Source organism: Peterkaempfera bronchialis, assembly GCF_003258605.2.
GTDB classification, from domain to species: Bacteria; Actinomycetota; Actinomycetes; order Streptomycetales; family Streptomycetaceae; genus Peterkaempfera; species Peterkaempfera bronchialis.
Map to the genome: position 1 here is coordinate 520,573 of NZ_CP031264.1, position 14,960 is coordinate 535,532.

At 71.2% G+C, this 14,960-nt stretch carries 9 protein-coding genes; 6 read left to right on the plus strand and 3 right to left on the minus strand.

Going from position 1 to position 14,960, the window contains the following annotated elements:
- The first annotated feature begins 236 nt into the window (after positions 1 to 236).
- On the plus strand, positions 237 to 1,733 hold the full coding sequence (locus tag C7M71_RS02380; protein WP_407675848.1) for a non-reducing end alpha-L-arabinofuranosidase family hydrolase: 1,497 nt from the start codon (positions 237 to 239) through the stop codon (positions 1,731 to 1,733).
- Positions 1,734 to 2,040: 307 nt separating this feature from the next.
- The gene (locus tag C7M71_RS02385) at positions 2,041 to 2,439 is read left to right on the plus strand and encodes a hypothetical protein (protein ID WP_162824106.1); all 399 of its coding nucleotides are present in this window, start codon (positions 2,041 to 2,043) and stop codon (positions 2,437 to 2,439) included.
- A 136-nt stretch (positions 2,440 to 2,575) separates the two neighbouring features.
- Here the strand turns inward: C7M71_RS02385 and C7M71_RS02390 are convergent, their stop codons facing one another.
- Positions 2,576 to 3,598: a LacI family DNA-binding transcriptional regulator gene (locus tag C7M71_RS02390; protein ID WP_111489291.1), complete on the minus strand. Its 1,023-nt coding sequence runs from the start codon at positions 3,596 to 3,598 to the stop codon at positions 2,576 to 2,578.
- 229 nt (positions 3,599 to 3,827) lie between these two features.
- On the opposite strand from C7M71_RS02390, the gene C7M71_RS02395 reads away from it, so the two are divergent.
- Together C7M71_RS02395 and C7M71_RS02400 are read left to right on the plus strand one after the other, a co-directional pair.
- The gene (locus C7M71_RS02395; protein ID WP_111489292.1) at positions 3,828 to 5,798 is read left to right on the plus strand and encodes a discoidin domain-containing protein; all 1,971 of its coding nucleotides are present in this window, start codon (positions 3,828 to 3,830) and stop codon (positions 5,796 to 5,798) included.
- 142 nt (positions 5,799 to 5,940) lie between these two features.
- Complete coding sequence (locus C7M71_RS02400; RefSeq protein WP_111489293.1) at positions 5,941 to 7,851, plus strand: RICIN domain-containing protein; 1,911 nt, start codon at positions 5,941 to 5,943, stop codon at positions 7,849 to 7,851.
- Positions 7,852 to 8,300: 449 nt separating this feature from the next.
- Here the strand turns inward: C7M71_RS02400 and C7M71_RS02405 are convergent, their stop codons facing one another.
- Both C7M71_RS02405 and C7M71_RS02410 read right to left on the minus strand, forming a co-directional pair.
- Positions 8,301 to 10,088, minus strand: a complete 1,788-nt coding sequence (locus C7M71_RS02405; protein ID WP_111489294.1) for an ATP-binding cassette domain-containing protein — start codon at positions 10,086 to 10,088, stop codon at positions 8,301 to 8,303.
- Complete coding sequence (locus C7M71_RS02410; protein WP_229758486.1) at positions 10,085 to 12,004, minus strand: ABC transporter ATP-binding protein; 1,920 nt, start codon at positions 12,002 to 12,004, stop codon at positions 10,085 to 10,087. Before C7M71_RS02410 ends, C7M71_RS02405 begins: the two co-directional genes overlap by 4 nt.
- Positions 12,005 to 12,552: 548 nt before the next feature.
- Here C7M71_RS02410 and C7M71_RS02415 point away from each other — a divergent pair.
- Entirely contained in the window at positions 12,553 to 13,944 is a 1,392-nt protein-coding gene (locus C7M71_RS02415) for a condensation domain-containing protein (protein ID WP_111489295.1), read from the plus strand.
- Positions 13,945 to 14,012: 68 nt separating this feature from the next.
- Complete coding sequence (locus tag C7M71_RS02420; RefSeq protein WP_111489313.1) at positions 14,013 to 14,927, plus strand: diiron oxygenase; 915 nt, start codon at positions 14,013 to 14,015, stop codon at positions 14,925 to 14,927.
- Positions 14,928 to 14,960: the final 33 nt, after the last annotated feature.

A 14,960-nucleotide genomic window follows, 5' to 3' on the forward strand; every position in this document is an offset into this window, starting at 1 on the left:
AACTGCGGATAGCGCATACGGCCATCGCCGTCGGATACCGCCTGGGGCGGAAGGCGGTCGCGCCGACCGATTCCCGCGCTGACCCCGGCGTATGCGAGCGACTTCCGCCGCAGCCGCCCTCCCTTCACGCCGGAGTGCCCTGGCTTGGGCGGCATCTCCAGCGCGTCGGATGCAGTGCGGCACTTCCTTCTTGGTGGTGCCTTTCCGCCCCACACACAAAAGGAGAGCAATTCGTCATGTCGTGGCTCAACAGAGAACGAGGCCTCCGTAGGAGAGCGGTGGCGATGGTAGCCGGAACGGCGGTCGGCACCGCGATCGCGTTCGTCGGGATGACGACGGCTGCGACGCATGCGGTAGCGGGGACCGGGACGGGGACAGTCAAGGGTGTCGGCTCCGGGCGCTGCCTGGACGTGCCCAACTCCAGTACCGCCGACGGCACCCTGGTGCAGCTCTACGACTGCAACAGCAACAGCAACCAGCAGTGGACGTACACCGCGGACAATGAGCTGAAGGTCCTGGGCAGCAAGTGCCTTGACGCGGCAGGCAGCGCCAGCGGCGCCAAGGTGCAGACCTACGGCTGCTGGGGCGGCGACAACCAGAAGTGGCGCATCAACGCCGACGGAAGCATCGTCGGCGTCCAGTCCGGACTGTGCCTGGACGCCATCTCCGCAGGCACGGCCAACGGCACAAAGCTTCAGCTGTACTCCTGCACATCAGGCAGCAACCAGAAGTGGACCTTCAGCGGCGATGCCTCCACCACGACCGGAGGGACGACGGCGGGCACCACCACCGGGACCACCGGCGGCGGTACCGGCGGTACGGGCGGCACGTGTTCTCTTCCGTCGACGTACCGGTGGACGTCGACGGGCGTGCTGGCGGAGCCGAAGAACGGGTGGGTCGCGCTGAAGGACTTCACCAACGTCATGTACAACGGCAAGCACTTGGTCTACGCGTCGAACGTGTCGGGATCGACCTATGGCTCGATGGCGTTCACTCCCTTCACGAACTGGTCGGACATGGCCTCGACCGGCCAGACGGGGATGAGCCAGGCCACGGTGGCACCCACGCTGTTCTACTTCGCGCCCAAGAACATCTGGGTGCTGGCCTACCAGTGGGGTTCGTGGCCCTTCATCTACCGCACGTCCAGCGACCCCACCAACCCCAACGGCTGGTCCTCGCCGCAGCCGCTGTTCACCGGCAGCATCTCCGGCTCCAGCACCGGCCCGATCGACCAGACCCTGATCGCCGACGGCCAGAACATGTACCTGTTCTTCGCCGGTGACAACGGCAAGATCTACCGGGCGAGCATGCCGATCGGGAACTTCCCGGGCAGCTTCGGCTCGTCGTACACGACGGTCATGAGCGACTCGCAGAACAACCTGTTCGAAGCGGTGCAGGTCTACAAGGTTCAAGGCCAGAACCAGTACCTCATGATCGTTGAGGCGATCGGTGCGAACGGGCGCTACTTCCGCTCGTACACGGCCTCCAGCCTGAGCGGTTCGTGGACCCCGCAGGCCACCAGCGAAAGCAGCCCCTTCGCAGGCAAGGCCAACAGCGGTGCCACCTGGACCAACGACATCAGCCATGGTGACCTGGTCCGCGACAACCCCGACCAGACCATGACCATCGACCCCTGCAACCTCCAGCTCCTCTACCAGGGCAAGTCCCCCACCGCTGGCGGCAGCTACGACCAACTGCCGTGGCGGCCGGGCGTCCTCACCCTTCAGCACTGACCTGCCTGATCCGCGGTGACCGCGATCCGGCACCGTCTGCCAGCGCGTGAAGGGGCGGTCCACTACGCGGCAACACCACCTGCTGACCACCACGCACCGCACCCAGGAACCCCGGCCGTGCGTCGGCCGGGGTTCCTGGGCGTGTCCATTTGACGGCCGACTTACCAAAAAGTGCCCCGCCCCCTGCTGTCGCGGCCCTCCGCACCGCGAACCACAGCCTGACTCCGAGGGCCGCCTGGGCACGTCTGGGCACGTCTCCCGGACCGGGGCAGGGTCAGGGTCGGGGTTGTTCGCTGGAGGTGCGGGCTTGGGTCCTCCGCATCGCGGCGTACTCGCCGTCCTGGTGGAGGAAGGCGTCGTGGGTGCCTTCTTCCAGGAGTCGGCCGTGGTCCAGGACGATGACGCGGTCGGCCGCGCGGGCGGACTTCCTGCACCTCGCAGTGCGGTCCCGCGACCTGCTCGGCCGGCCGGTGCCGCCGAGGAGTTCGCCGCGCTGCTGCCCGATCGGAAGCGGGTCCTGGGACCGACCCACCCGCACACCTTCGCTACCCGGTTCAGCCTGGCCAACCTGACCGGCGAAGCGGGAGACCCCGGGCGGGCAGTGATGCTGCTGTCCGCACTCCTGGCCGACCAGACGGCCGCGCTGGGATCGAACCACCCCGACACGCTCGGCGCCAGGCGGGCCTTCGCCCGCTGGCGGGGGTGATTCCACTCCACCGTCGATGAACCGGCCGGTGTCGTGTATCAGCACACCGCCGCAGACTTCGCATTCTGTTGCGATCTTCACGCCATGAGTGATCACCACGTTCCTCGCCGTCGGCCCCTGTGGGTGCCGATCAGCGTCAGGTTGTCGGCACGGGACCCGTTGAGCCGCGAGCGATCAGCTCGGTGGCGAGTTCGACGTGCAGGGTCTCGACCGCATGGCCCTCCATCAGGCGCATCAGGAGGCTGACGGCCATCCTTCCGAGTTCCCCGAGGGGCTGGCGGACGGTGGTGAGCATCGGGACGGTGCTGCTGCTGAGGTAGACGTCGTCGAAGCCGGCGATCGACAGGTCCTCGGGCACTCGCAGCCCCCGCTCGTAGGCGGCGCGCAGGACGCCGACGGCGGCCTTGTCGTTGAACGTCACGAGGGCGGTGGGCCGGTCGGGCAGGTCGAGGAGCTGGGCTGCGGAGCTGTGGCCCCAGCCGGAGGTCGGCTCGATGCTGCTGTACAGCTCCGGGGAGGGCAGTACGCCCACCTCGGAGAGCGCGGAGGCGTGCCCGGCCAGGCGTGCCTGGCTGGCGAGCCAGTCCTCGGGGCCGCCGATCACCCCGATACGCCGGTGCCCCAGGCTCACCAGGTGCGCCGTGACGCTGCGGGCGCCGGAGAAGTGCGCGGCGGACACGGCGGCGATGTCGCGAGGCAGCGGCGTGCGGGGGTCGATCACCACAAACGGGAAGTCCCGGCGGCGAAGGGCCTCAAGGTCGCGGGCCGGCTCGGGCGGCAGGATCAGGATCGCCCCTCCGAGCTGCGCCCGGTCCGGCAGCCCGGCGAGCACCTCGGAGTCCCGCACGGCGTCCCCGGCGTTGAGGATCACCTGCCGCCCGTGCAGCTCCAGGGTCTCGGCCACGGCGGAGACGATGATGCCGAAGTAGTCGGTGAGCAGGTAGGGGCAGCGTACGAACACATCGCGCCCCGGCCTGCCGGAGCTGCGCCCACGTGCCTGCGGGGCGCCGAGGCGTGCCATCGCGCCCTCGACCGCCTCGCGGGTCTCCGCAGTCACGGCCACCTGGCCGTTGATCACCCGCGAGACAGTGGCGATCGAGACCCCCGCTGCGGTGGCGATGTCCCTGACCGTCACCTTCGACGACCTCGGCCTACCCATTTGTTTCATCCTTTTGTTTCATAGGGAGAGTGTCGCCGCCGGGCAACTTCCGCGCCGCTTCAGCGTTCGAACGCTTGACACTACGGCAACCGAGCCGTTTCCTATGACCCACCGAGAAAACCACGCACTCTTGTTACATTCTTTTTCACGGGGCCTTGTCCCAGCTCCGCTTCTCGGCCCGGCCGCCGACCACGGCCGCCCCACCCGGCATCCTATTTTCGAGGAAGCGATGAGAAGACGTGCCCTCGGCACGGCGACAGCCTCCGCCGTCGCCCTGAGCCTGGCCTGCGGCACCGGCGTCCAGGCCGCCGATGCGATACCCCACCAGGGTCCCGCCCGCACCGCCGACCGCGCCGCCGTCCGCACCGCCGTCCGCGCCGACGTATGGGTCACCACACCCGACCGCACCGAGATGCTGCACCAGCGCGACCCGGTCGCCTTCCAGCGCGGCGCCTCCACCCGGACCACCATCACGATCGACCCCACCCGCACCTTCCAGAGCATGGACGGCTTCGGCGCCGCGCTCACCGACTCCGCCGCCGCAGTCCTCTCCGGCCTCCCTGCCCGGACCCGCGACGACGCCATGCGCCGGCTCTTCGACCCCGGACAGGGCATCGGCGTCAGCTTCCTGCGCCAGCCCATCGGCTCCTCCGACTTCACCGCCGCGCAGCAGCACTACAGCCTCGACGACGTCCCCGCAGGCAAGACCGACCTCCCGCTCGCCCACTTCTCCATCGCCCACGACCAGCAGCAGATCCTCCCGCTGCTGCGCCAGGCCAAGCGCCTCAACCCGAAGCTCACCGTGATGGCGACCCCGTGGAGCCCGCCGGCCTGGATGAAGACCACCGACTCCCTGTTCAGCGGCCGTCTCAAGGACGACCCGAAGATCTACGACGCCTACGCCCGCTACCTGGTGAAGTTCCTCCAGGCGTACGCAGCGGCCGGCGTCCCCGTCGACTACCTGTCGGTGCAGAACGAGCCGCAGAACCGCAACGTCAACGGCTACCCCAGCGCCGACCTGCCGGTGGAGCAGGAAGCCGCCGTCATCAAGATCCTCGGCCCGCTGCTGCGCAGGGCCGGCCTGCACACCAGGATCCTCGGCTACGACCACAACTGGGTCACCCACCCCGGCGACGTGGGCACCACCCCGCCCGGCGAGGACCCGCAGACCGACTACCCGTACGAGATCCTCGACAGCGACGCCGCGAAGTGGGTCGCCGGCACCGCCTACCACTGCTACGCGGGCGACCCGAGTGCCCAGAGCGCGCTGCACGACGCCCACCCGGAGAAGGGCATCTGGTTCACCGAATGCTCCGGCTCCCATGCCCCCGGAGACACCCCCGAGCAGATCTTCCGTGGCACGCTGACCTGGCACGCCCGCACCCTGGCCGTCGGCGCCACCCGCAACTGGGCCAAGTCCGTCGTCAACTGGAACATCGCCCTCGACGCCGACGACGGCCCCCACCTGGGCGGCTGCGACACCTGCACCGGCCTACTCACCGTGCGGGGCGACGGCACGGTCTCCGCCGACGCCGAGTACTTCACCATCGGGCACCTGTCGAAGTTCGTGAAGCCCGGCGCCGTACGGATCGCCAGCACCAACTTCGGTACCACCGGCTGGAACGGCCAGCTCACCGACGTGGCCTTCCGCAACCCCGACGGCTCCACCGCCCTCATCGTCCACAACGAGAACGACGACCCCCGCTCCTTCGCGGTCGCCGTCGGCGAGCAGACCTTCGAGTACACCCTGCCCGGAGGGGCCCTGGCCACCTTCACCTGGCCCAGGTCCACGGCGTTGCGGACCTCCACGCACGAGGTGCCGCTCACCGGCGCGAAGGCCACCGCCCAGCCCGCCGGCGACGGCTCCGCCGCCCTGGCCGTCGACGCCGACGCCTCCACCCGGTGGTCCAGCGGCCAGGCGCAGGCACCCGGCCAGTACCTCCAGGTCGACCTCGGCCGCACCACCCGCTTCGACGAGGTCGCCCTGGACAGCGGCGACAACCTCGGCGACTACGCCCGTGGCTGGAAGCTCTCCACCAGCCTCGACGGCACCACCTGGCACGACGTACGCAGCGGCACCGGGACCGGACAGCTCACCACCGTCAAGGTCCCCGGCACCCGTGCCCGCTACCTGCGCGTGACCAGCACCGGCAGCGCCGGAGCCTGGTGGAGCCTCGCGGACCTCCGGCTCTACGGCTGAGCAGGCGTCCTGACAGGCCACTCCCCTCGCTGGCCTCCGCCGCGCCCGGGTGCACCCCCGCCCGCCATGGGTCCGTACGGCCGCGCACGGCCCGCCCGGACCGGCACACCCACCCGATCCCACCCCCGCTAGGAGCCGTACCATGCACGGATCCCCTCGCTCCCGTACCCACCGGGGCAGGCCGGCCGCCGTCGCGGCCATGCTCGCCCTGGCCGGCGCCGGCCTGGCCACCGTCGGCACCGCGCACGCCGCCGACACCACCGCCCAGGTCTGGATCACCACCGCCGACGGCAGCAGCAAGCTCGCCCGAAGCGCTGACGCCTCCTTCTCCTCCGGCAGCCCGCAGAGCACCGACATCAGGATCAACGCCTCCGACGTCCAGCAGCCGCTGGTCGGCTTCGGCGCCTCCTTCACCGAGTCCGCCGCCCACCTCGTCGCCGGCCTGGGCTCGACCACCCGTGCCACCCTGATGAACGACCTGTTCAGCACCGGCAGCGGCATCGGCCTGAACTACCTGCGCCAGCCGCTGGGCGCCTCCGACTTCATCGCCCAGCAGCCCTTCTACTCCTACGAGGACACCCGGGGCTCCTTCAGCATCGCCCGCGACCAGCGCGAGATCCTGCCCGCGATCAACCAGGCGCGCGGCGTGAACCCCGCCATCCGCATCATGGGCACGCCGTGGTCCGCGCCCGCCTGGATGAAGGACAGCAACTCGCTGAACGGCGGCAGCCTCAAGCCGGAGAACTACGGCGACTTCGCCGACTACCTGGTCAAGGCCGTCCAGGCGTACCAGGTGGCGGGCGTGCCGATCACCGACCTCACCGTGGCGAACGAGCCGAAGTTCCAGACCGGCTACCCGTCCATGGGCATGACCGCCAACCAGCAGGCCGACTTCATCAAGGTCCTCGACGCCAGACTCACCGCCGCCGGCCTGCCCACCAACATCTTCGCGTACGACCACAACTGGGACGACACCAACTTCCCGCTCTCCGTGCTCTCCCAGGACAGCGGCATCGCCCGCCTCAAGGGCGCGGCCTTCCACTGCTACGGCGGCCAGCCCGAGGCCGAGCAGTCGGTCGCGAACACCGGCAAGGCCGTCATGTTCACCGAGTGCTCCGGCACCGACTCGGCGAACAAGGCCGCCACCTTCTCCGACACGCTCAAGTGGCAGACCGAGAACCTGGTCATCCGCAACCTGCGCAGCGGCGGTCAGAGCGTCGTGCTGTGGAACATGGCCCTGGACGCGAACGGCGGCCCGCAGTACGGCAACTGCGGCACCGCCTGCAACGGTGTCGTCGAGATCGCCAACGGCACGTACACCAAGAACGCCGAGTACTACCTGCTCGGCCAGATCTCCAAGTTCGCCCGGCCCGGCGCCCACCGGATCGGCTCCACCAGCCAGGGCAGCGGCGGGCTGCAGAACGTCGCCTTCCTCAACACGGACGGCTCCCGTGGCGACCTGGTCCTCAACGCCACCTCCTCCGCCCAGCACTTCTCCATCACCGAGAACGGCCGCTCGCTGAGCTACGACCTGCCGGCCGGCGCGGTGGCCACCTTCATCTGGCCGGGCGCCCCCGCCACCGGCCCGACCACCCCGCCCACCACCCAGCCCAGCGGCCCGATCAACACCGCCGCCTGGTACAGGATCGCCAACACCAACTCCAACAAGTGCGTGGACGACGCGGGCACCGGCAACGGCAGCACCGTGCAGCAGTGGGCCTGCGGCACCGGAAACAACCAGCAGTGGCAGTTCACTGCCACCGACAGCGGCTACTACCGCATCACCAACCGCAACGCGACCAGCCAGGTCCTCGACGTCACCGACGTGTCCTCGGCCAACGGCGCCAAGATCCAGACCTGGCAGTGGGGCGGCGGCGCCAACCAGCAGTTCAAGCCCGTCCAGCAGGCCGACGGCGCCTACACCCTGGTCAACCGCAACAGCGGCAAGTGCCTGGACGTGACCGACGTCTCCACCGCCGACGGCGCGCGCCTCCAGCAGTGGGACTGCACCGGCGGCCCCGCCCAGTCGTTCCGCCTCACCACCGCCGGCTGACCGGCAACCGCGCGGTGGCCGACGCATCGTCGGACACCGCCCCGCCGCTTGGCCTGCTGATGGCCTGCAACAGCGGGGCAGCGGTTCCTCCGGACCGTCGAAGGGCCCCGCTTTGGCCCCGCAGCCTGCCCGCTCGGTGACGAGTGCGGCTTGGACCGGTACGAGGTCCGCCGCTACGTCGGCTGGTAAAAAGGTCCCTGACCAGGGCAAATGGAGAAGCGCGGCTGGAGTAGCGGGGACCGCGGGACAGGAGTGCGCCGGTGCGAGGTTGGCCGTCTCGCCGCCGCCGCGAGGGGCGACACCCAGACGATCGGCCGTGGCAGCACCACGGCGGTGAGCAGGAGTGCATGGCCTGAGGGTCGTAGGCGATGCGCACGGCAGCCAGTACCCCCGCGCCGGCACCGGGCATCCCCGAGCCACCCGACGGGCGGGTGGTCGGGGGCGGGGGCTCAGGTGTAGACGCGTGCCTGGAGGTCGTACAGCTCGGCGTAGAGGCCGCCGGCGGCGGCGAGTTGGGCGTGGGTGCCCAGCTCGGAGATCCGGCCCTGCTCCAGGACGACGATCAGGTCTGCCATCCGGACCGTCGAGAAGCGGTGCGAGACCAGCAGGGTGACCGCTCCGGTGTCGGTGCGGGCCTCGGTGGCGAGGTCCGCGAACCGTTCGAAGAGGGCGTGTTCGGCGGTGGCGTCCAGGGCGGAGGCGGGTTCGTCCAGGGCCACCAGCAGGGGGCGGCGGCGCAGCAGGGCGCGGGCGAGGCCCAGCTTCTGCCACTGGCCGCCGGAGAGTTCCGCACCGTCGCCGTAGCTGTGGCCCAGCAGACCGTCCAGCCCGCCGGGGACCTGGTCCGGGATCGGTCCCGCGTCGGCGGCGTCGATCGACTGCCGGAGCGCGGCGTCGTCGTCCAGCAGGTCGAGGTCCCCGATGCCGACGTTGTCCCGGAGCCTCAGCTCCAGCCGGGCGAAGTCCTGGAACAGCGTGGCGGTGCGCCGCTGCCACTCCTCGGGGCCGCCCTCGGCCAGGTCGACGCCGTCCACCAGGATGCGTCCGCCGGTCGGCCGGTAGAGCCCGCAGAGCAGCTTGACCAGGGTGCTCTTGCCCGCGCCGTTCTCTCCGACCAGGGCCAGCGCGGTGCCGGCCGGGATGTCCAGGGTGACCCGGTCGAGGATCTTGCGGTCGCTTCCGGGGTAGCTGAAGCTCACCTCCTCCAGCCGGATGCCCACGGTGAGCGCACTGGGCACCCCGGACGTCCCGGTGGAGGCCGCAGTGTCCGGCCGGTGTGCGACGCGGAGGCTGTGCAGCCGCTCCAGGGTGCGGCCGGCGCCCTGGAGGATGGTCAGCAGGCCGAGGGTGGTGGAGACCTGGAAGCTCACCTGGGCGGCCAGCGTGATGACCAGGATCACATCGCCGAGGCCGGACCCGCCGGAGAGCGCCTGCCGCACCACCAGGACGATCGCCCCTCCGTACGCGGCGGCGAAGACCAGCTGCCCGACCGCCCGCAGCAGCGCGGCGGACGCCTGGGCCCGCCACAGGGTAGCGGTGACGGAGCGCCAGTCGCGACGCTGCCGCTCGGTCAGCACCGCCTCGGCGCCGGACAGCCGGACCTCCTTGGCGGATGCCTCGGCGGTGGCGAGCTCCAGCAGATGGCGGCCCAGCCGGATGCGCGGGGCGGCGGTCTCCTTCGCCCGGTCGATCAGCAGCTGCGCCCGGTTGCCGGCCGCCACCGGGACCAGTGCGGCCAGGATCAGCAGCAGCAGCCAGGGGTTGAGCAGTCCCAGCAGCACGGTGGTGACGGTCAGTTGGAGCGCCATGCCGCCCAGTTGCAGTACGGCTTCCAGGGCCGCGCGGGTACGCGGCAGCTCCTCCCGGACCAGGGCGAGGGTGTCGGCGAAGCCGGGCCGGTCCAGCTGTTCCAGCCCGGTGGTGCCATGGGCGAGGGAGATCACCTCGTTCTGGAGGGCCAGCTCCTCCAACTCCCCCAGCTCGAAGTAGGAGAGGTGGGCGAAGTGGGTCATCATCAGCTCCAGGACCAGGAGCAGCGCGGTGGTCAGCGCGAGCCAGGTCCCGGTGGCGGCGGAGCGGGCGAGGGCGGCGGTGGTGAGCGACTTGAGGCAGACCGCGATCAGCGGGGTGGAGAGGTATCCCACCGCCAGCAGGGCCACCGCCCGGGTCAGCCGGCGGGCGTCGCAGCGCACCGCCAGCCGGAGCAGTTGCCGGATCGCCCGGAGCAGCGTGGTCATCGGGCACCGTCCAGGTGGGTGGCCAGGTCGTCCCGCTGCTCCTGGGCGAAGCGCTCCGCCTGGATGGTGAACAGCTCGGCGTAGCGGCCGCCACGCTCCATCAGCTGCTCATGGGTGCCGGACTCGGCGACCTTGCCGTCGGCCAGCACCACGATCCGGTCCGCGCGCCGGACGCTGGAGAAGCGGTGCGCGATGATCACGCTGGTGACGCCCCGGGTCATGTCGAGGAAGCGGTCGAAGAACGCGGCCTCGGCGCGGACGTCCAGTTGCGCGGTGGGCTCGTCCAGGATCAGCAGCGTGGCACCGGTCTGCACCGAGAGCAGCGCCCGGGAGAGGGCGATCCGCTGCCACTGGCCGCCGGAGAGGTCGGTTCCGCCGTCGTACTGGGCGGAGAGCACGGTGTCGAGGCCGTGCGGCAGCTTCTCCACCAGCTCCAGGGCACCGGCGCGTTCGGCGGCGGCGCGCAGGGCGTCGCGGTCGTGGAGCCGGTCGGGGCGGCCCATGCCGATGTTCTCCGCAGCGGTGAGCTGGTAGCGGGTGAAGTCCTGGAAGATCACCGCGATCCGGCGGTGCCAGGCGGCGGCCGGCAGTGCGGCCAGGTCCACGCCCGCTGCGGTGACCCGGCCCCGGGTGGGCTCATGCAGCCGGGCCAGCAGCTTGACCAGGGTGGTCTTGCCTGCGCCGTTGAGGCCCACCACAGCGGTGGACCGGCCGGGCAGCAGTTCCAGGTCGAGGCCGTCCAGCACCGCCCGTTCGCTGCCGGGGTAGCGGAAGGTGACGCCCTCGAAGCGGATCGGGCCGTCCGGCGGCGGGAGCACCGGCTGCGACACCGGCTGCGACACCGGCTGCGGCGCCGGGGTGCGGTGCTGCTCGGCGATCTCCTCCAGCCGGGCCAGCGCCTCGTATGCGGCCAGCCCGTCCCGGGTCTGCACATCGCTCTCGGGGAAGTACACCCCGAAGCGCATCGGGATCAGCACGGCCTGGAGCGCGACGGAGAGCTGGAGCAGCGAGAGTGAGCCGTCCGCGCCCCGGTCGGCCAGCAGCACCAGGGTGGTGCCGCCGCCGAGCAGCCCGACCCCGGAGAGCGCCACAAACGGCCAGAAGAGCAGCCGGCGGCGCCCGGCCCAGAGCGGTTCCAGGTAGCCGCGCGCGTCCTGGGTGTGCAGCCGGTGGAGCCAGGGCAGCAGCCCCAGCATCCGGGTCTCCTTGGCGATCGCCGAGCCCCCGGCGGTACGCCGCAGATAGGCGACCTTGCGGCGCTGACCGGCGAGGGAGCGCCGCAGCAGGCCGAAGCGGTCGAGCGACCCGCGCTGCCCGAACCTGATCAGCAGCGCGGTGACCGCCACCAGCGCTCCCGGCAGCGGGCCGAGGACCAGGGCCACCATCACGGCCGCCCCGGCCAGTTGGGCATAGCGGGCGGTCAGCGCGACGGCTCCGGCCGCCGCGTCGCCCGGGGTGGGGGCGACCCGCTCGAAGCCGCCCCGGGCGTCGGACAGGATGTCCAGCACCTCCTGCCGTTCCAGCTCGGCGACCGGCAGGTCGGTCAGCGCGCAGCCCATCAGCCGGGTGATGCAGGCGCCGTCCACCTGACGGGTGATCAGCTCTCCCAGTACCGACTGGAAGGGCGTGAGCAGCTGGTGCAGGACGAAGGCTCCCACCGCGAGCAGCGGTGCCAGGCCCAGCGCGGCCCAGTGGCCGCCCTGGCCGTGGGCCGCCAGGGCGGCGGGGACCCTGGCGATCAGCCGGCTGGTCCCGGCGATGAAGGCGATCGGCAGCAGCCCGACGGCGATATGCAGCGCGACGGTGGCGGTGAGCGTCCCGGGGTGGACGAGACGCAGCAGCCGACCGAAGGCGGTCCAGCGCCTGATGCGACGGGCGAGCGGTCCGACATCCGGGGCGGGATGTGCTGGTGGCACTCTGGAGCCCTTCTGGGTGGGTTCACGGCAGGGTGCGTGTACCTGGGCTGCATGCCGTGGCCGGATCCGCTGCTGCGGGGCGCGAACTCCCGGGGCGGGAGGCAGGGCGCGCGAGGGCAGCGAGGGAGGGTGCGGGTCGGCCGCCGGTCGCCGGACGTCACTGTCCTGGTCGGCGAGAGGTTCCCTACTCTCGATCAGCCCGGCGCGGACGTCAAGGACTTCACCGACTGTTCATCTCGGAGACCTGGACAGGCGGGCCCGGTCGACCCCCGTGCACGGCGGCGGGTCTGGACAGTGACCACGGAAGCGGCTAGCGTCCCGCCCCGGGCTGAGCCGACCTTCGCTGCCAGGATGCCGACCGGCCCGTCGGACGACCCCCGCCCCTGTCGGCCGGTGCACCGTCTGCGGTCCTGTGCGGAGGCCGTGGGGACCGGTCCTGACCTGCGACGGGGTGGTCCAGAATCCCGTTCCTCGCACCGTGTCTCCGTGTTGTGCCCGTCCTCGGCGCCATCCGTACCACGCTCGCCCGATTGGAGAGGAACGCTGACATGAACCGCCACCCCGTCGGCTCGGCACGGTTCTGCGGCAGCCGCCGCGATGGGAGCGCTCCCACAGCACTGTCCGCACCCCTGACCTGGGGCCAGCAGGCCATCTGGAGACCCCTCACCTGGTACGGGGAGAACGCGCACTACTTCAACATCCGCCGGGTGGTGGCCGTCCCCACCGGACGGACGGCCGAGCAGGTCGAGGCGGCACTCGGCGCGCTGCTCTCCCGGCATGAGGCGCTGCGCACCCTGTTCCGGGAGACCGGGCAGGGGCCGGTCCAGGAGGTCCTACCCGAGGGCACCCTGCCGGTCCCCCGCCATGAGGCCGGGCCGGACGGCGCCGACGCGGTCGCCGACCGGCTGCTGGGCGAACTCGGCGGGCGCGCGTTCCGGCACGCCGAGGAGTTACCGGTCCGCTGCGCCCTGGTGCTGGAGCAGGGGCGGCCCGCCTGTGTGGTGCTGGTCTTCTCGCACCTGGGGGCCGACTACTCCGGCAGCCAGGAGGCCCTGCGGGACCTGCGGGAGCTGCTGGCGGGCCGGGCGAGCCCGGCCCCCGCGTGGCAGCCGGTCGACCAGGCGCGGTTCGAGGCCGAGGGCGTCGGCGCGGCACGCGGCGCGGCGGCGCTGGAGTACTGGCGCAGGACCCTGCGCAGGGTGCCGCCGGCCATGTTCCCGATCCCGCCGGAGGACGACCGGCCGGACCGCTTCGTCAAGCTGCGGCTGGACTCCCCGGCCGCAGCGGTGGCCACCACGCTGCTCGCCGACCGCTGCCAGGTGAGCACCGGCACGGTGCTGCTGGCCGCCACCGCCGCCGTACTCGGCGCATACACCGGGCACGGTACGGCGGTGCTCCAGCTCATCGCCGCCAACCGGCACGACGAGCGCAGCCGCCGGCTGGTCGCCGCGATGGCGCAGGACGCGCTCTTCGCGCAGGACGTGGCCCGGGGCACCTTCGACGACCTGGTCCGGGGCACCTTCCTCACCGGGATGAACGCCTACCGCTTCGCCCAGTACGACCCGGCGGCCATGGACGAGGTGCTGGAAGAGGCGCGTACCGAGAGCGGCGGCAGGCTGCGGCTGGTCTGCTACTTCAACGACAAGCGGATGCTCGACCGCTGGGAGGACCTGCCCGGGACCGACGGCTCGGCCGAGTCCCTGCGGGCGCTCACCGAGAAGACCGAGGTGACCCTCGCCGGGACCTGGGAACGCCAGGACTCCGCCTTCTTCGTGAGCACCGGCTACGCGCCCGGGAGCTGCCTGCTCCACCTGCTGGCCGACACCGCGCTGATCCCCCGGCCCGAGGTCGAGCGGCTGCTGCGCGCCTTCGAGACGCTGCTGGTGGACGCCGCGACCGGGACGGTCGAGCTGGGCTCCTACTCCCTCCGGCCTTCCTGACCTTCCGTCAGTCCTCACCGCCCTGGTATGCCCTGCCCTTGCCCACCACAGCCACGGAGGAACCCGCGATGACCGCCCCCGCCCCGGAGTCCGTCTGGGACGAAGAAGTCAGCACCGCCGTGAAGCGACTCACCGCCGCCGCGGAGAACGACTACTACAACCCCTACCAGACCTTCGACTGGCCCGACGCCATCCCGGCGGACGCCCAGTGGATGAGCACCGACCTGATGACCGTGCACGGCACCCCGGCGGCCGAGGAGCTCAGCCGGGAGCAGTACCTGGCCCTGGCCAAGTGGGAGAGCGTCAACTTCTACAGCCTGAATGTGCATGGCATCCGCGAGCTGATGCAGGAGGTGGTGCGGCGCATCCACGCACCCGGCTATGAGATCCCCACGCCCTTCTTCCACCACTTCCTCGGTGAGGAGAACGAGCACATGTGGTTCTTCGCCGAGTTCTGCCTGCGCTACGGCGGGAAGCTCTACCCCAACCGCGCGATGGCGTTCCCCACCGAGGGGCAGTCCGCGCTGCTGGACAACTTCATCGTGTTCAGCCGCATCCTGATCTTCGAGCAGATCGTCGACCACTTCAACAGCCGGATGGCCGCCGACACCGCGCTGCCCGACACCATCCGGGCCATCAACCGGGTGCACCACCAGGACGAGTCCCGGCACATCGCCTTCGGCGCGCAGCTGGTCCGGGCGCTCTGGGAACGGCTCCGGGAGGCCGGCGACGACCGGGAGCTGGCCGCCGCGCGGCAGTACGTCGAGAAGTACATCACCGCCTCCGTCCAACAGCTCTACAGCGTCGACGTCTACCGGGACGCCGGTATCCCGGACCCGTTCGCCTTCCGCTCCCGGCTGCTCGCCGACCCGGGCCGCCGCCCCGTCCATGCCTCCATCACCCAGCGGACCGACGCCTTCTACCGCCGGATCGGCCTCCTCTCCTCCAGTGGCTCCCCCAGCGGCTCCCCCAGCGCCGGCTGACCCGCGCCCACCGTCCGACACCCCAGACAGGAC

Excerpts from the sequence above, each read along its gene's own strand:
- C7M71_RS02380 (WP_407675848.1), top strand. The coding sequence starts at position 237 with ATGTCGTGGCTCAACAGAGAACGAGGCCTCCGTAGGAGAGCGGTGGCG.
- C7M71_RS02390 (WP_111489291.1), bottom strand. The coding sequence starts at position 3,598 with ATGGGTAGGCCGAGGTCGTCGAAGGTGACGGTCAGGGACATCGCCACC.
- C7M71_RS02395 (WP_111489292.1), top strand. The coding sequence starts at position 3,828 with ATGAGAAGACGTGCCCTCGGCACGGCGACAGCCTCCGCCGTCGCCCTG.
- C7M71_RS02400 (WP_111489293.1), top strand. The coding sequence starts at position 5,941 with ATGCACGGATCCCCTCGCTCCCGTACCCACCGGGGCAGGCCGGCCGCC.
- C7M71_RS02405 (WP_111489294.1), bottom strand. The coding sequence starts at position 10,088 with ATGACCACGCTGCTCCGGGCGATCCGGCAACTGCTCCGGCTGGCGGTG.
- C7M71_RS02415 (WP_111489295.1), top strand. The coding sequence starts at position 12,553 with ATGAACCGCCACCCCGTCGGCTCGGCACGGTTCTGCGGCAGCCGCCGC.
- C7M71_RS02420 (WP_111489313.1), top strand. The coding sequence starts at position 14,013 with ATGACCGCCCCCGCCCCGGAGTCCGTCTGGGACGAAGAAGTCAGCACC.